The organism is Bacillus sp. FSL P4-0290 (genome assembly GCF_037975435.1).
GTDB lineage: Bacteria > Bacillota > Bacilli > Bacillales > Bacillaceae > Bacillus > Bacillus subtilis.
The window spans coordinates 800,945-817,747 of the sequence record NZ_CP150253.1 but is presented as its reverse complement, the minus strand read 5'-3'; the positions used below and the strand labels follow the sequence as shown (position 1 = coordinate 817,747).

18 protein-coding genes are annotated in these 16,803 nt (G+C 46.0%); 6 read left to right on the top strand and 12 right to left on the bottom strand.

Annotation, left to right across the window (positions count from 1 at the left end; translation table 11 throughout):
- Positions 1-75: 75 nt before the first annotated feature.
- Complete coding sequence (gene ltaS / locus MKY10_RS04160; RefSeq protein WP_003233694.1) at positions 76-2,025, top strand: lipoteichoic acid synthase; 1,950 nt, start codon at positions 76-78, stop codon at positions 2,023-2,025.
- Between the two features lie 32 nt (positions 2,026-2,057).
- On the opposite strand, the gene nagE is transcribed toward ltaS, so the two are convergent.
- Positions 2,058-3,416: an N-acetylglucosamine-specific PTS transporter subunit IIBC gene (gene nagE / locus MKY10_RS04155; RefSeq protein WP_003243372.1), complete on the bottom strand. Its 1,359-nt coding sequence runs from the start codon at positions 3,414-3,416 to the stop codon at positions 2,058-2,060.
- A 171-nt stretch (positions 3,417-3,587) separates the two neighbouring features.
- On the opposite strand from nagE, the gene map reads away from it, so the two are divergent.
- The 4 genes from map (at position 3,588) to MKY10_RS04135 (ending at position 5,289) form a co-directional block, all read left to right on the top strand.
- Positions 3,588-4,337, top strand: a complete 750-nt coding sequence (gene map / locus MKY10_RS04150; RefSeq protein WP_339226211.1) for a type I methionyl aminopeptidase — start codon at positions 3,588-3,590, stop codon at positions 4,335-4,337.
- Between the two features lie 81 nt (positions 4,338-4,418).
- On the top strand, positions 4,419-4,733 hold the full coding sequence (locus MKY10_RS04145) for a DUF3243 domain-containing protein (RefSeq protein ID WP_003233700.1): 315 nt from the start codon (positions 4,419-4,421) through the stop codon (positions 4,731-4,733).
- A gap of 106 nt (positions 4,734-4,839) precedes the next feature.
- Positions 4,840-4,995 (top strand): hypothetical protein, encoded by a 156-nt coding sequence (locus MKY10_RS04140; RefSeq protein WP_032722995.1) that lies wholly within the window; start codon positions 4,840-4,842, stop codon positions 4,993-4,995.
- Positions 4,996-5,151: 156 nt separating this feature from the next.
- A complete protein-coding gene (locus tag MKY10_RS04135; protein ID WP_003233704.1) occupies positions 5,152-5,289 on the top strand; it encodes a YflJ family protein in 138 nt (45 codons plus the stop codon).
- A gap of 40 nt (positions 5,290-5,329) precedes the next feature.
- On the opposite strand, the gene MKY10_RS04130 is transcribed toward MKY10_RS04135, so the two are convergent.
- Complete coding sequence (locus MKY10_RS04130; protein WP_038427523.1) at positions 5,330-5,995, bottom strand: MOSC domain-containing protein; 666 nt, start codon at positions 5,993-5,995, stop codon at positions 5,330-5,332.
- A 66-nt stretch (positions 5,996-6,061) separates the two neighbouring features.
- Between MKY10_RS04130 and MKY10_RS04125 the strand changes: the two genes are divergently transcribed.
- Complete coding sequence (locus MKY10_RS04125; RefSeq protein WP_003233709.1) at positions 6,062-6,337, top strand: acylphosphatase; 276 nt, start codon at positions 6,062-6,064, stop codon at positions 6,335-6,337.
- Here the strand turns inward: MKY10_RS04125 and nosA are convergent.
- The 10 genes from nosA to MKY10_RS04075 form a co-directional block, all read right to left on the bottom strand.
- The gene (nosA, locus tag MKY10_RS04120; RefSeq protein WP_339226208.1) at positions 6,328-7,419 is read right to left on the bottom strand and encodes a nitric oxide synthase; all 1,092 of its coding nucleotides are present in this window, start codon (positions 7,417-7,419) and stop codon (positions 6,328-6,330) included. The genes MKY10_RS04125 and nosA overlap by 10 nt on opposite strands.
- Before the next feature lie 118 nt (positions 7,420-7,537).
- Entirely contained in the window at positions 7,538-8,332 is a 795-nt protein-coding gene (locus MKY10_RS04115; protein ID WP_061891232.1) for an MBL fold metallo-hydrolase, read from the bottom strand.
- A 55-nt stretch (positions 8,333-8,387) separates the two neighbouring features.
- On the bottom strand, positions 8,388-9,689 hold the full coding sequence (gene citM, locus MKY10_RS04110) for a citrate transporter CitM (protein ID WP_003242978.1): 1,302 nt from the start codon (positions 9,687-9,689) through the stop codon (positions 8,388-8,390).
- Positions 9,690-9,733: 44 nt separating this feature from the next.
- Positions 9,734-9,859, bottom strand: a complete 126-nt coding sequence (locus tag MKY10_RS04105; protein WP_003233716.1) for a hypothetical protein — start codon at positions 9,857-9,859, stop codon at positions 9,734-9,736.
- Positions 9,860-9,885: 26 nt separating this feature from the next.
- Positions 9,886-10,845 carry a tripartite tricarboxylate transporter substrate binding protein gene (locus tag MKY10_RS04100; RefSeq protein ID WP_029946126.1) on the bottom strand — a complete coding sequence of 320 codons (960 nt, stop codon included), beginning with the start codon at positions 10,843-10,845 and terminating at the stop codon, positions 9,886-9,888.
- A 2-nt stretch (positions 10,846-10,847) separates the two neighbouring features.
- Positions 10,848-11,528: a two-component response regulator CitT gene (gene citT, locus MKY10_RS04095; protein ID WP_038427522.1), complete on the bottom strand. Its 681-nt coding sequence runs from the start codon at positions 11,526-11,528 to the stop codon at positions 10,848-10,850.
- Positions 11,500-13,128 (bottom strand): two-component sensor histidine kinase CitS, encoded by a 1,629-nt coding sequence (gene yflR, locus MKY10_RS04090; protein ID WP_061891233.1) that lies wholly within the window; start codon positions 13,126-13,128, stop codon positions 11,500-11,502. Before yflR ends, citT begins: the two co-directional genes overlap by 29 nt.
- A gap of 127 nt (positions 13,129-13,255) precedes the next feature.
- Positions 13,256-14,692, bottom strand: coding sequence for an anion permease (locus MKY10_RS04085; RefSeq protein WP_015383080.1), 1,437 nt, complete (start codon positions 14,690-14,692; stop codon positions 13,256-13,258).
- 125 nt (positions 14,693-14,817) lie between these two features.
- On the bottom strand, positions 14,818-16,080 hold the full coding sequence (locus MKY10_RS04080) for a pectate lyase (protein WP_003244025.1): 1,263 nt from the start codon (positions 16,078-16,080) through the stop codon (positions 14,818-14,820).
- Between the two features lie 190 nt (positions 16,081-16,270).
- On the bottom strand, positions 16,271-16,618 hold the full coding sequence (locus MKY10_RS04075) for a general stress protein (protein WP_003233729.1): 348 nt from the start codon (positions 16,616-16,618) through the stop codon (positions 16,271-16,273).
- Positions 16,619-16,803: the final 185 nt, after the last annotated feature.

Here is a 16,803-nt window from a genome sequence, read left to right as displayed (position 1 = left end):
GATTCGTGTTATATTGGATACGTTCGTTTTTTCTATCGTTTCGCTCGAACTGGATCGGAAAAAAGGAGTGTAACAATGAAAACATTTATAAAAGAAAGAGGACTGGCCTTCTTCTTAATCGCGGTCGTCCTGTTATGGATCAAAACGTATGTCGGTTATGTCCTGAACTTCAACTTAGGAATAGACAACACGATACAAAAAATATTGCTTTTTGTGAATCCTCTTAGCTCAAGCTTGTTCTTTCTTGGCTTTGGACTCTTGTTCAAGAAAAAATTACAGCAGACAGCCATTATAGTGATTCATTTTTTAATGTCTTTTTTACTGTACGCCAACATTGTGTACTACAGATTTTTCAATGATTTTATTACAATTCCGGTCATTATGCAGGCTAAAACAAACGGCGGCCAACTCGGAGACAGCGCATTTTCGCTGATGAGACCGACTGACGCCTTTTACTTTATCGATACGATCATCCTGATCATCTTGGCGATCAAAGTAAACAAGCCTGCCGAAACGTCAAGCAAAAAATCGTTCCGAATTATTTTTGCGTCTTCAATTCTTGTGTTCTTGATCAACCTGGCAGTTGCGGAATCAGACCGTCCTGAATTGCTGACAAGATCATTCGACCGGAACTATCTTGTGAAATACTTGGGAACATACAATTTCACGATTTATGACGCTGTACAGAATATCAAGTCCAACAGCCAGCGCGCGCTTGCCGATTCCAGCGACGTGACGGAAGTAGAAAACTACATGAAAGCCAATTACGATGTGCCGAATAACGTGTATTTCGGCAAAGCGGAAGGAAAAAACGTCATTTACGTTTCACTTGAATCTTTACAGTCATTTATCATCGACTATAAAATTGACGGCAAAGAAGTGACACCGTTCTTAAATAAACTGGCACATGATAACGAAACGTTCTACTTTGATAACTTTTTCCACCAAACGGGACAAGGTAAAACATCTGATGCTGAATTTATGATGGAAAACTCTCTGTACCCGCTGGCTCAAGGTTCAGTTTTCGTAAACAAAGCGCAAAACACGCTGCAATCCGTTCCGGCGATTCTGAAGTCTAAGAATTACACATCTGCTACTTTCCACGGGAACACGCAGACGTTCTGGAACCGTAACGAAATGTACAAAGCGGAAGGCATTGATAAATTCTTTGATTCTGCCTACTATGACATGAACGAAGAAAACACGAAAAACTACGGCATGAAAGACAAACCGTTCTTCAAAGAATCAATGCCGCTGCTGGAAAGCCTGCCGCAGCCGTTCTATACGAAGTTCATTACCCTTTCCAACCACTTCCCATTCGGAATGGATGAGGGGGATACAGACTTCCCGGCTGGAGACTTTGGTGACTCTGTCGTCGATAACTATTTCCAGTCAGCCCATTACCTTGATCAGTCCATTGAACAATTCTTCAATGATCTGAAAAAAGACGGGTTATATGATAAATCGATTATTGTAATGTACGGAGACCACTACGGCATCTCTGAAAACCACAATAAAGCGATGGCGAAAGTGCTTGGCAAGGATGAAATCACTGATTACGACAACGCCCAGCTTCAACGGGTGCCGCTCTTTATCCACGCTGCCGGCGTGAAGGGCGAGAAAGTTCATAAATATGCCGGAGACGTTGATGTGGCTCCTACCATTCTGCATCTGCTCGGAGTGGATACGAAGGACTATCTGATGTCCGGTTCTGATATTTTATCGAAAGAACACCGTGAAGTGATTCCGTTCCGAAACGGAGACTTTATTTCACCGAAGTACACGAAAATATCCGGTAAGTATTACGACACGAAAACCGGAAAAGAACTCGATGAATCCGAAGTAGACAAGTCAGAAGACTCACTCGTCAAGAAGGAACTTGAAATGTCCGATAAAATCATAAACGGAGACCTGCTGCGGTTCTACGAGCCGAAAGGTTTTAAGAAGGTGAATCCTTCTGATTATGATTACACAAAACATGACGAAGATTCTTCCGAAACGTCAAAGGATAACGAAGATAAATAAGAAAAAGCGGAGAGGTTGCCCTCTCCGCTTTTTTATTTGACAGCAGCCCTCAATTCCTCAGCTGCAAATTCCACATTCGGGCCAATAATGACTTGAACCGATTGCCCGCCCGATTTGACAACCCCTTTTGCGCCTGCTTTCTTTAGCAGCGCTTCATCCACCAAAGCGGTATCCTTCACAGTCAGTCGCAGCCTTGTGGCGCAATGATCAATGGTTTGAAGGTTTTCTTTTCCGCCGAGCCCTTTCAGCATGATGTTTTCATTTACATCCTGAACAGTATTTTCATCCAGCACTTCATCCACATCATCGTCTTCCCGTCCAGGCGTTTTTAAATTCAAAGCCTTAATCAGTACATAAAACACGATAAAGTATACTGCCGCATAGCATATACCTACCAAAAGCAGAAGCAGCGGTTTTTCCGCGATTCCATAGCTGAGCACATAATCGATAGCTCCGGCTGAAAAAGAGAAGCCTGAGCGGATGCCGAGCCAGTTGACGATAAATAAAGATAACCCGGTTAAGACCGCGTGAACAGCGTATAAAAGCGGAGATAAAAACATAAATGCAAACTCAATCGGCTCCGTAATCCCTGTGATAAACGCCGTTAAAGCAAATCCAATCATCATTCCAGCCGTCGCTTTCCGTTTAGACGGCTTCGCAGTCACAACCATAGCCAGACACGCCGCCGGAAGACCGAACATCATGATTGGGAAAAATCCGGTCATATATGTGCCCGCAGTCGGATCTTTCGCGAAAAAGCGCGCCAAATCCCCTGTCACTCCGTTATATTCTCCGAATTGGAACCAGAAAATATTGTTCAGCACATGGTGAAGGCCAAGCGGAATTAACAGCCTGTTGAATAGGCCGAATATGCCTGCCCCGATGCCGCCGAGCCCGAGCATCCACTCTCCAAACGAGTTGATACACGATTGAATCGGCGGCCAGACCACTCCGAATATGCCCGCTAAAATGATCGTAATAATGGCTGTTAAAATCGGCACAAGCCGTCTGCCACTGAAGAACCCGAGATATTCAGGCAGCTTGGTATCCTTGAAGCGGTTATAGGTGTAACCGGCAATTAAACCGGCAATAATTCCCCCAAACACCGCCATGTTATTTGTTTTATCAATTGTCTTTGTTGCCGCGTCAAGCATCAGATACGATATCGCCCCTGATAAACCCGCTGCCCCATTGCTGTCTTTTGAAATGCCGATGGCAATACCGATCGCAAAAATAAGCGGCAGATGATCAAAAACCGCCGTCCCCGCCTGATAGACAAACGGGATATTAAATACATCCTCTCTGCCAAGCGCAAGGATAATTCCAACCGCAGGCAGAACCGCAATCGGGAGCATAAATGACTTCCCGAGTTTTTGTAAAAATGAAAGCATACCCATCCCCCTCATACCCTTTTTTTTCAAATATACCATATAAGATATCTAGTGATCTATACCAATTTTCCCGGGGGTATTTCTTTTTTCCCAGGTCCGTGTGTTTCCTATTTTTAAGACAGTTGTGGTAAGCTTAATCTAGATTATTTAAAAAGAAAGCGGGAATGACAGATGATTGTAACAAACGATCAAGAATTAGAAGGCCTGAAAAAAATCGGAAGAATCGTCGCGCTTGCGCGTGAAGAAATGAAGCGGAAGGCAGAGCCCGGCATGAGCACAAAAGACCTTGACCTTATCGGAAAAGCTGTGCTTGATGAGCATGGCGCCGTTTCAGCTCCTGAGAAGGAATACGATTTTCCAGGTGTGACATGCATCAGCGTAAATGATGAAGTGGCTCACGGCATACCGAGCACTTCCAAGATTTTAAAAGCAGGGGACCTTGTCAACATCGACATCTCCGCTGAATTTGGCGGGTTCTATTCCGACACAGGCATCTCATTTGTGCTCGGTGAAGGAAAAGAACGCCTTCATAAGCTTTGCCAATGCGCGGAAGACGCTTTTCAAAAGGGGCTTCAGCAGGCAAAAGCGGGCAAGCGCCAAAACCAGATCGGAAGAGCCGTTTATCATGAAGCACGCTCTCAAGGCTTTACCGTCATCAAAACCCTGACCGGCCACGGAATCGGCCGAAGCCTGCATGAAGCGCCGAACCACATCATGAACTATTATGATCCGTTTGATAATGCGCTGTTCAAAAATGGCACAGTCATCGCGCTTGAACCGTTTATTTCAACGAAAGCAGAAACGATTGTTGAAGCTGGAGACGGCTGGACGTTCAAGACGCCGGATAAAAGCATGGTTGCCCAAGTTGAACACACGATCGTCATCACAAAAGATGAACCGATTATCCTGACGAAACTGTAAAACACATTCCGGGCTTCCGGCAGGTTTAACCTCCTCCAATAGCAGGTAAAACATCATTATTCTGCACGAGGAGGTCTTGCAATGAACAGAGATCAAGAAAAAATCCAAATTGAAAACGAAATGAACGCGATGCATGGCACAATAAAAGAAGACATTTTAAAAGACTTTGATGAATTTAAAGGCTACCTGAAAAAACAAGTCAACCGAGGCAAAAAGCTGGGATTGGATGACGGCAAGCTTGTAAAAAGCGCTGCGATCTTGGGAGACTACCTCGCAAAGCATGAAGAGCCGCAAAACGGTGAAGAAATGCTGCTGCAAGAGCTTTGGAGCGTTGCAGACGAAGATGAGAAAGAACATTTGGCACAGCTTCTGGTCAAATTGGTTGATAAACAATAAAACATGAGCCGGGCGATATGCGCCCGGCTTTCTTGATATTGTCACAGCCCGGCTCTTTCAGATATGCTACACTACTATTATGTCTGTGAAAGGAGCCTTTATCTGCATGTGGTTTATTATTTTCGGCATCATTTTTTTCATTGAAGGCATCATTATAACCGTTTACGGCGTTAAGAAAAAAAACGGGATGCTCACATATATCGGCATTGTTTTCGCCATTATGACATTTGGCGTTGTCATGATCAAACTAACCGGCCATTAAATCATATTCGGCTTTTGCTCCGCATATACATACAGAAGAACATTCGTACATCTAGTTCGAAAGGCTCAGTTTTCCCCGCATCTCTTTTCAGCATCTTTTTATAGATGTTACAATGCCAATCGTTTCGAAATCAGATAGGGAAAGGAGTTTTCTGACATGCATTACGGCAGTAAAGGCTGGTATGTGGCAGAACTAAAAAAGCAGGGGATCACGCACCATGAAGGAAGAAAGCTTCAAAGCTATAAAACCTATTTTCTTGCCAACCTGCTTGAATCAAAGAAAAAACAATCTTAAATATGGCAAAGCCGCGCACGTTGATATGCGCGGCTTTTTTCTATTCAACCGGCAGCAGCCTGTCCTTTTTTTTCATAAAGGACGCTCTCCAGCTTTCCGATAGTGCAGCCTCACTTAAAATCAGTTCTATGGCGGTGAGATTTTTTGCATCATGGTAGTTGATGCGGTTGGCGAACTGGACGGATATGCCCTTCTCTCCTCTGGACAGCAATTCAAGGTTCGCGCCGGGAGACACCCTGCCCTCCTCCAGCACGCGAAAATAAAACCCTGTATAGCCGGTTTGCTGGACCTTCAGCACCATTTCTTTTACACCAAACTTTTTCGCCAGCTTTACACACGGCTGGCGCGGCTGGCTGACCTGAACAACAGCTTCATCAAGCCTGAACACATCCCCGATGCAAACATTCTCCTCAGTCAGGCCCGCGACCGTCAAATTTTCTCCAAATGCGGCATTTGACAGCGGTCTTGAGAGGAACTCTTCCCAAAACGGATAATGCTCTGCCGGGTAGACACAGACAGCCTTATCAGGTCCGCCGTGGTTGACGAGGTCCGCCTGTCCGTCTCCTTCAAAATTCTCCCGATACAGCATGACGGCTGATTCAGCCGGCCGCTTCATGATGCCGGTTTCGATTTTCTTTCCGTCATATTCAAGCGTCTGCGGTTTTCCCAGATTAAGAGAAAGAACTGAATAGCACTCTGGTTTCATACAAACACATCCCCTTTACAGGTTGTAAAATGATTGATTATCATAAAAAGAAAAGGTGGTTTTTACATGCTTCAATACCGAATCATTGTAAACGGCCGGGTTCAAGGTGTGGGCTTTCGCTATTTTGTTCAAATGGAAGCTGATAAGCGAAAACTGGCCGGCTGGGTCAAAAACCGTGATGACGGGCGTGTCGAGATTTTGGCAGAGGGTCCGGAAAACGCCCTGCAATCGTTTGTTGAGGCTGTAAAGAACGGAAGCCCTTTCTCAAAGGTTACCGACATCTCTGTGACTGAATCCCGCAGCCTTGAAGGCCATCATCGATTTTCTATTGTTTACTCATAAGGCTTATCTTGATAAAAGTAATTCGGCTTAACGATTGAGTTATCATAGGATCGGTGGAAGATATGAGTGGCAGCGGGTGAAATTGGCGGAATCAGCCACGTCCAGTCCCCCGTCAGCTTTCTGCCCGCTTCTTCCTCCTGTTCTTCAAACCGTTTAAACTGGCTTGCCGCTGTATGATGGTCAACGATGCTGACACCCTGCTTTTTATACGAGTGCAGCACTGCTTTATTCAATTCAACTAGCGCTTGATCCTTCCATAAATCCGTATTGTAATCAGCGGCGATGCCGATCACGGACGCTACTTTTTTCAGCTTGTCGTACCGCTTTTCATCTGCGAGGTTTCTCGCTCCGATCTCCGTGCCCATATACCAGCCGTTAAATGGCGCGGCATTATAATGAATGCCCCCGACCTCAAGCTTCATATCAGAAATAATAGGCACGCCGTACCACTTCAGCTCCAAATCAGAAAACGCCTCGATGTCGGGATGTGTGATTGGAACCTCGATCACAAGTGAACGCGGCAGCTCATACCAGACAGGCTGTTCGTCCCCTTTCATGCGAAAAATGAGCGGCAGCAGGTCAAAATCCGTTCGCTCTCCCCGCCAGCCGAGCTCTTCGCAGGATGCTGTCAGGGAACAGGAAGCCGGGTCGCCGATTCTTTCTCCGTCTGACTCATATCCAGCGTACCGGATCAGCTGATGATTCCAGATCTCGACTTGCTTTTCACCCTTCTCTTCCGGAGGGAAAATCGTAATGGTCGGTCTGATTTTCCCGTTATTGGTGGCGGTTTCAATATGGTGAAAGAGGGCGTCACGCACTTCCTCCTTCGTCCGGACGTCTCGTCTGTCGATAACATTCTTCGAATTCCAGAACAATCTGCCGATGCAGCGGTTGCTGTTTCTCCAAGCCATTTTCGCTCCGTGCTCTAGCTCTTCCTTCGTATGTACATAGCTTCCGGTCAGGTCAATTTCACTTTTAATGTCCTCGAGACGGTCTTTCACTTCCTCCTCCTTTCCCAATTCCTGATAGCATGCGGCAATAAACGCTTTCGCTTCGTTCCAGAGTATTTCTTTTTCTTCCAACAAACTCTCCCCTTCACATCACTTCATGCTTTTCATTGTATCGTTTTTAAGCGGCAAGACAAATGATTTTTCTGCAACTTCCTGGAAAACAATAAAAAACACCCGCGTGGTGCGGGTGTCAAATAGACGATAACCGATTTGCCAATTCAGTTAAGTCACTTCGAAAGTTTTTGCCGGTCATCGGTATGCCGTGCCCTGTCAATAACGCTTCCGGTTCAAGACCGGCCAGCTTTAGAATGGACTCCGCGGCCGTCTCTGTGTCAGGCGTGAAATAAGCCGGCGGCCCGTGAAGCTCCTGTTTTTGTATCAAGACGTCAGCCATTTTCTCCTGTTCCACTGTAATAACAGCATCACCTGCCACAAGCACGCGGCCGTCATCGCGGAATAACGAAATATGGCCCGGCGTGTGTCCTGGTGTCGCGATCCACATCCACTCGTCAAGAAAAGGAACTGAACCGTCTTCCGGCAGTGCCTGGACATGTGAGGAAATATCGATGGAGTGCCGCGGAAACAGCGGCGACAGCTTGGCGACCAGCCCGCTCTTGCTGTCAGGACGAGCCGGAGGATAATCCTCTTTACCTGTTACATAAGGCATTTCCCGAGAATGGATATAAACAGGCACATCCCAATGCTCAAGGATCTCTTCGATTGCCCCAATATGGTCAAAGTGCCCGTGTGTGAGGATAATCGCCTTCAGCTGAAACCCTTCACCGAATCTTTGTTTGGCTTCATTGACAATCATGCCGGCTGATTGAGGCATGCCGGCATCAATTAAAACAAATGAGTGAGGTTCAGAAGGCAGCTGAATAAAATAGACATTCGCAATTTGCACAGACAGGCCGTGCACCCCTTTTGCCGCTTCGAACCCCGTTCCGCTTCTGACTGAAGTCAGCGGCATATAAGGATCACTCATAATGACACCTCCGGAATGTTGTATGCCGTTAGTGTGTGTCATTACGCCTGAATTATCATACGGAAATAGAGATCGCACCGATCAATAGAGCGATAGCCGTCATGACGATCACTGCGAGAACCGCCCATTTCAATGCGAATTTTTGATGGTCATCAATAGAAACTCCGACGAGTCCGACAAGCAAATGAGTGGATGGCACAAGCGGACTCAGCATATGAATCGGCTGGCCGATAATAGAGGCTCTGGCAATTTCCACTTTATCCACACCGTATGCGACAGCTGTTTCTGATAAAATCGGCAGCACCCCGTAGAAATACGCGTCATTCGGCATCAAAAATGTGAAAATGCCGCTTGTTAAGGCAACAATCGCCGGGATCAATCCGCCCATTTGTTCCGGTATCATGGACACGAGCGAGATCGCCATTTCATCAACCATTTTCGTGCCTGTCAAAATCCCCGTGAACACCCCCGCGGCAAAAATCATTGAACCGATAGCCAGCACGTTGCTGGAATGCGCCGCGATGCGCTGTCTCTGATGCTCGAGATTGGGATAATTCACAATCAGCGCAATACAAAACGCAATGACAAACAGTACGGTTAAACTGACTTTACCCGATACTAAACATCCTATTAAAGAAAGCGTTAACAATAAATTGAACCACCAAAGCTTCGGCCGCTTCCACTCATCTTCAACCGCAGCAGCCGGTTCATTGGCATTGGCTGGCTGTTTCAGTTCAATCACACCAAGGCGCTTTCGTTCCGCTTTTCCAAGCACATACGCAACTGCCACCATACAAAGCATCCCGCTTGCAATGACAGGAATCATCGGCCCTGTAAGCTCAGCTGGATCAACCCCCAGCGCACTCGCCGCCCTCGGCGTCGCACCTCCCCATGGAATCGTGTTCATGATTCCCATGCCGACTCCCGCGATTCCTGCCAAGATAATTGGCCGGATGCCTAGCAGCAAATAGAGCGGAAGCATGGCGCTTGTCGTAATCATGTACGTTGTCGAGCCATCTCCGTCCAAGGCGACGAGCATTGTAAGAACCGCTGTCCCGACAACAATTTTTAAAGGGTCTCCTTTGACCATGCTTAAAATTTTGCCAACCATTGGATCAAACAGGCCTGTATCAATCATAATTCCAAAATATAAGATCGCAAACATAATCATGACCGCAGTCGGCGCGACTTGCTGAATCCCGGAAATCATCATGTCCCCAACTTCAGTAAATCCAAATCCGGCGATAAGCGCAAACACAATCGGCGTCAAAACTAATGCTGTTAAAACAGAAAGCCGTTTTGTCATGATCAATGCCATAAACACAAGCATCATGAGAAAGCCTAAGATTGCTAACACATCCATTCCCCCTTAAATGAATCCGCTTACATTTTTTTTCTCCCTTACTCCCCTTTTTGTCTTGCCTTTTTGCCATCGTATGGGAAAACCAACCGCAAGTAAATAATTTGGTTTTTTTGTATTTTTAATTTTTTAAAACCGTTTTGTTCTTTTTGATCAATTTTCGGCATGAAAAAAATCCCGGGATGCCGGGATCTTAATTTCCTGTCATGATGCTTTGATAAAAAGCAGATTGCTCTTCTAAAAACCGTTTCGTTTCCCTGCTGTTTAAATAAAAGCTTTCCCAGTCCTGTTCGTTTATTTTCCGCTTCCATTCAGGTGAAGAGGTGACCTTCTTTAGCGCTTGATCCCAGTAAGAAATCTCTTCCTCAGACATATTTTTCGGGCCCAAAATCCCTCTCCAATGAGAAAAAACAAACGGGATTCCCTGCTCCTTCCACGTCGGTACATTTGGAAAACCGGGAAGTCTTTTATCAGATGTTACAGCGGCTAACGTGATATCGCCGTTTCGTTCATATGGTTTCGCTTCAGAAAGTGTCATGGAGGCCGCTTCTATCTCATGTCTGATCAGCGCCTGAATGAGCTGTTCGCTGCTGTCATACTGTGAGAATTGAATGTCAAACGGGTCAATGCCGTACATATCTGCCGCTCTGACGAACGAGAGCTGATCATCATTGCCAAACCCCGGGGCAAAGCCGATTCTCACCTTGCCGGGATGCATGTTGATCTCATTCAGCACATCCTTGCCATTTGTTAACGCTGATCCTTTTGGCAATGCAACCGTCTGCCATTCCTTGGAGAGAATGGCGAGCGGCGTAAAATCGGCCATTTTTAATTTGCTTTGCCCGAGAAGATCATTGCTCAATATTAGGCTGGACGTCATGCTGATGGTTTGTTTGCTGCTTTTGTTGACATATTTCCAGCCTTTCTCTCCCCCGCCGCCGGATTTATAGACAATATGAACATCACCCTTCACGATCTGCTTCTGCCTCAAAACTGATTGGATCGCCTGCGCTGTGACATCCCAGCCGCCAGAAGGTTCGGCAGGGACGACAATTTCTATCGGCCCGTCCGGCAGGCGCGGCGCAGCCGCCTGCCTGATATCACCCTGCATAAAGATCAATAGAATAATCAATAGGATTATAGATTTTTTCATATCTAATCCGCCGCCAAATAATATTTTCTCTCCGGCCTGCCGATAATCCCGTATTCAAGCTCGGCTCTTGCTTCTTCCTTTGACACAAGGTACTCGGCATAACGGCGGGCAGTTGTTCGAGACGCCCCCATTTTTTCCCCAAGTTCCTCCGCTGTCAATCCTTCTGACGCAGTCTGAAGCGCTTCCTTAATTTTTCGCAGTGTAATCGAATTAATGCCAGTCGGCAAATCCTCTGCCGGCAAAGCTGTCTTCACACCGTTCCCAAAAATATGGTCGATCATGGATTGGCTGACCTCCGGCTGAGACATGAGCAGCTTCCTTTTTTCTTTATACTGAAGCAGCACCTGCCTGAACTTGTCAGCCGTTACGGGTTTGATCAAATAGTGGGCAATTCCTGCCCTTAGCGCTTCCTGCAAATGCCGGGTTTCTGTTGCCGCTGTGATAATCATAATGTCCACTTCAGGAAATCGGCTTCGTATTTCAGGAATCAACGCGGTCCCAAGCTCGTCCGGCATATAAATATCCAGCAGAAGCAAATCAGCCTTGTGTCCCTTCAAAAGCGCCAATGTCTCTTTTGCGTTAGCCGCCTTGCCGATAATCTTGAATCCATCAAGCTGTTTGATCAATCTCTCATGGATTTGCGCAACTCGAAAATCATCCTCCGCAATCGCGATGTGAATCAAATGGATTCCCCCTTTGTTTCTCCTTCGGTATAAACACAGTGAATACCGCCCCGCCAGTTTTTTGATTCGCCAGTTCGATCCAGCCGCCCAGTTCACGCACTGAGTCTTTCACATTGGCCAGACCGTAGCCTCTCCTCATCCCCTTTGAAGAATAGCCTCTCTCAAACACAGCTTCTATTTTCTCTGGCGGCACACCGGGCCCTGTGTCTGATACTTCAATGACAATGTCATGGCCCATATCCGTGATAAAAAACAAAACTTCCTTCATGCTTTGCTCCGCTACAGCTTCGAAAGCGTTATCAATTAAATTGCCAATAATCGTAATAAGATGGGACAAGCCGATATGTGCAGGAAGAGGCGCGAGTGAGCTGTTCTCATCAATCACCAGCTTGACCTTCTTTTCCGATGCCTTGCTTATTTTCCCTAACAAAATGGCCTGCACCTGCTGCGAATGAATGTTATGGAATAAAAGATCATGCTGTTCATTTTGTATCGCATATTCCTCTTTAATCAGATCAATGGCTTCATCATACTCCCCAAGCTCAAGCAGCCCTAAAATCGCATAAAGCTTATTTGAAAATTCATGAGTCTGCGCCCTGAGATCCTCTGAATATTTGCGAACCTCTGTCAATGTGTCGATCAGCTTCTTCAGCTCTGTTTTCTCCCTGAAGCTGACGACAATCCCATACGCCAGCCCGCCTTGATTCATCACTTTCGTATTGATAATAAACACTTGGTCGTTGACGCTTACTTCCTGGTTCGGCAGCATTTCTCCTTGTTCAAGCACAGACATCAGCCCTGCTCCCGGCATGACGTCATCTATAGGAAGATGGGTCACAGGCTCGGGCAGCTTCAGCATCTCGGCCGCCGATACATTCATCATGGTGACGACGCCTTCACGATTGGTGGCAATAATCCCTTCTCGAATCGCGAAAAGCATTGCGTTTCTCTCACGATATAGAGCCGCGATCTCATGCGGCTCAAGCCCAAGCGTATCCTTTCTGATGCTTTTCGCCAGCACGGCGGCGCCAATAAATCCGAGCAGCAGTACAAGCACAGCAATCACACTCAAATTTCTCAAATGCTTTTTGATGCTTTGCTCTGTCTCCGTTTGCAGAAAATCAACAGATACGCTGCCGATCACTTGGCTGTATCCCTTCTGTTCTTTTATAATTGGCGCGCTCCCTCTGATCACTCTTCGTCCATCCGCTTTTGTTTCAGAAACATGCGAACCGCCAAACAAAATTTCTCTGCTGCGCTCCAGTTTCTTTAATCCGCTTTTTCTAGAGGCGCTGCGAATGTCTCCTTTTTCGTCCAAAACATAAATGGCAAACGCGCCAGTCTGTTCTTTCATTTGTTCAATGACCTCTTGCGTCTGAGCCGCATGTCCGTCTTTTCTCTCAATGAGCTCTTTAACCGGCGGCATATAGGAAATGGTTCTCGCCGTTTGAACCGCCAGCTGCTCTGCCTGTCTCCGTTCTCCCTGTGTATGCTGAACGGCTAACGTAATGGTCAGCACACCAATGACAAAGACCAGCAGAGCCGCAATCAGCCCCATTATTTTTGTTTGCAGGGAAAAATGGAACCGCTTTTTCACCACAGCACCAGCCGTCCTTTCTACCTAGATCATACCATTTTTCACAGGCAATTTTCTCATTTTTCAAAATCCGTTTTCTTGCGAAGGAGTGAAAATAAAAAAAAGGCAGACCGCGTCTGCCTTTTTCTTTCTACCATATTCCTAGTACTTTCCACCATAATCCGCCGATCACAAGCCATACGATGATATGAACAATCGACAGGATAAATCCGATGGACCACCATTTGCCTTGTGGGATGTAGCCTGCTCCGAAGAAGACCGGAGCCGCTCCAGAACCGTAGTGAGTCGTTGACCCGAACAGGTTACTGATGAACGCGAGGCTCAGCGCTGCTAAAAGCGGCGGTGCGCCCGCTGCCACGACGACAGCCAAAAATGCTGAATACATCGCACTGATGTGGGCTGTCGCACTTGCAAAGAAATAGTGAGAGTAATAATACACAACAATTAAAATGATGAATGCCACAATCCAAGAGAACCCTGATACGGATGATTTCATGGCATTACTGAACCAAGACACCATGCCTAATTCATTCAAGAAGTTGGCGAGCATGACAAGCGCCGCAAACCAAGTGAGCGTATCCCAAGCGCCCTGTTCTTTCTTGATATCATCCCAAGTCAGAACTTGTGATAATAAGAGAACGGACAAACCGATCAATGCGGTTGTGGTTGCGTCGATGTTGAAGCTGCCGCCAAAAATCCACAGCACAAGCACCAAAAGAAACACGATAACCATGGAAAGCTCTGATTTTTTGAACGGTCCCATTTCTTTCAGTTTTTCTGTTGCGATTTTCGCCGCATCCGGTGTTTCTTTGATTTCCGGCGGATACAGCTTGTAAATCACAAGCGGCGTGATGATTAAGCTTACAAGTCCCGGCACAATCGCGGCAATTGCCCAGCTTGTCCATGTTAAGTCCACCCCTGCGACATCATGGGCCAGCTTGGCAATCAGCGGGTTCGCCGCCATCGCTGTCAGGAACATAGCAGATGTGATCAGATTCCCCTGAAAACCGGTTTTTAATAAGAATGCACCGATTTTCCTCTCTGTTCCATTTGCCGGGCTTGATCCGAATGTTTCGGATAATGATCTGATAATAGGAAATATAATGCCTCCTGCACGCGCCGTATTACTTGGAATAGCAGGTGAAAGTATTAAATCACTGAATAGCAGTGAATAAGAAAGTCCAAGGGTTTTTTTCCCGAATTTCTGAACGAATACATACGAAATTCTCGCACCGAGCCCGGTTTTGATAAATCCCCGGGAAATAAAGAATGCGATAACGATAAGCCAAATGGTCTTATTCCCGAATCCGCTTAATGTATCCTCAATTGATAGTGTTCCAGTTAGTGCAGTAACCGCCAATGCAAAAATTGCAATTGCACCCATTGGCAAGGGCTTGGAGATAAAGCCGATAATTGTTGCGACAAAAATCGCAAACAAATGCCAAGCTTTAGGTTCAAGTCCGGACGGAGCGGGAATAAACCAGATGATTAGTCCCACAGCGACAGTAATAAGCAATGGAACAAGCTTTACTGCTGACTGTTTTCCTGCGTCTTTTTCTGAAGCCATAAATAGGTCTCCTCCTATATACTTGTTTTCCGATCCCTTTTCCATTCTACTCCTTAACTAAGTTAATAAACATTTTAATTAATTAAAAAACACAAAGGTTAGCACCCTTTGTGTTTTTCACTTTCTTAATTTAATTTACCCGCACCCGCTTGATTTATGACATTTGATTTCACATTAGCAGAAGCATCAATCGACCCATGCAGAGACGGCGTCCAGCCGACAGAAGAGCTCAGCCCGTTTGCAGCCGATGCGTTGATCTGTGTGCCGTTCAGCAACGTGCCGGAGTCATATAAAGCCGTTCCCCCGCTGAATACGCTGATCGTTTTAGCAGCTGACAGTCCCGGTACGTCAATGACATTGTTTTGGGCATAGATTTTAGATGACTTTCCGATTCCCCATGCATAGCTGAAAGGATAACTTGAAGAGCTTGTGCTTCCTTCATAATAGTTGTTGTATACGTGCACTTGCCCGAAGCGGACTCTCGGCGCGCGCTGGACAATATTTTTATAGCGGTTATGATGCAGCGTAATTTTTAATTTGCCGTCATCGGAGGTTTTGCTGTCACTTGATCCGAAAATGGAGCTTTTATCATGATCGTGATAATAGTTGTAGGACATCGTGATATAGTTAGCACCGTTGGAAGCATCCGTTTGGCCGTCATGGTGCTGATATTTTCTTCCATAATATTTCGGTGATGTGCTGTCCGGACGCGAACCGTCATTAAATGTACAGTGATCAATCCAGATGTGTGTGCCGCCGTTTATCGTGATGTTGTCGTATTGTGAGTTCCAGTTCCCTGAGCTTCCGTCAGTCGGATCCCATTGCGGAAAATAGTCATAGGCATCCTGGAATTCAATGTTGCGAATAATGACGTTATCACTCTTGATTTGGAAGTTTCCTCCCACGACTTTAGCGTTAGTCCCTGAACCGACGATCGTCGTGTTTGCAGGGATATCCACCATGACCCGTGCTTTTTGGTTTTTCTGAGAGCGTGCTCTCGCTTCTTCTTGTGTTCCCGACGGCTCTTTTTTGCCCCATGTGCTAGGATCATAGGCTTTCAAATATTTGTCCAAATCATACTCCGGATCTTTATAGTCATTTAGGCCAAGCGGCTTCAGATTGTCATCCACGTTCATGTCAATCGTTCCCTTGATATAAATGATTTTTGGCGTTGTGTTCGTTTCCTTCCCTAATGCCGAGACAAGCTGGTTTCTGTTGCTGACGGTATACACATTTGAGGAGGATGCTTTTGATCCGCCTGTCGTGCCGGTCGAGTACGCGCCCCAGCCATCATTGGATCCCAACGTCTGGTGGCCTAAATCAGCTGCGTTCGCGCCAGCTGGAGTCAATCCTAAAAACAAAGCCGTAGCTAACATCACTTTTTTCATCCACTATGTACCCCCATTTTCTATTTTGTGAGATTTTATTCCAATTTATCACAAAAATATAATAGCAAATTGAGGGACATTCAGAACCGAAAATGTTCCGCTATCCTATTGCGGCATTCTGCAAAATCCCACCGCAAAGACCGCAAAAAAACCAAAAGGCCGACATTGGCCTTTTGGTTTTTTCCTTGCTTTATGCCCAAGCTTTCACTTTTTCGTTATCTGTCACAAAGAGAAGCACTTTTCCTTCATCTAAGCGTTTTTCAAATTGAGCGGCTTCATCTTCAGAAAAACCGATTTCGTGAATTTTATTGCGGAGCTCGTCTCCTTTTTTATTGAAGATATTTCCCACCGCGTGCTTGAAACCTGTTTCTTTGGCTCCGATCGTGTTGGCGTTCGTGTTGTCTGCCAGGCGTTCCGTTCTGTCATCGTCGTGAGCTAAGACGTATACATCCTCTTTCGCAACACCCATTTTCTGCAATTCCTCTACATCCTTCATGAGCTGTTCGTCATTTGTATACTCTTTTACAACTGGTTTCATGTCGATATTCCTCCTTCATGTTTTCTATATTTCTTTCATACCCGATCGTCTGTACCTGAAACAGATTCCAGAACATTAAAGAGAAAAACAGGAGGAATGGTAGTAGCTATTTGTTTTCCGTCCATGGTAAAGTGATAGGAACGGGAACTATTTTCAGAAAAATCAAAATTAAGGAGAAGCCGCTG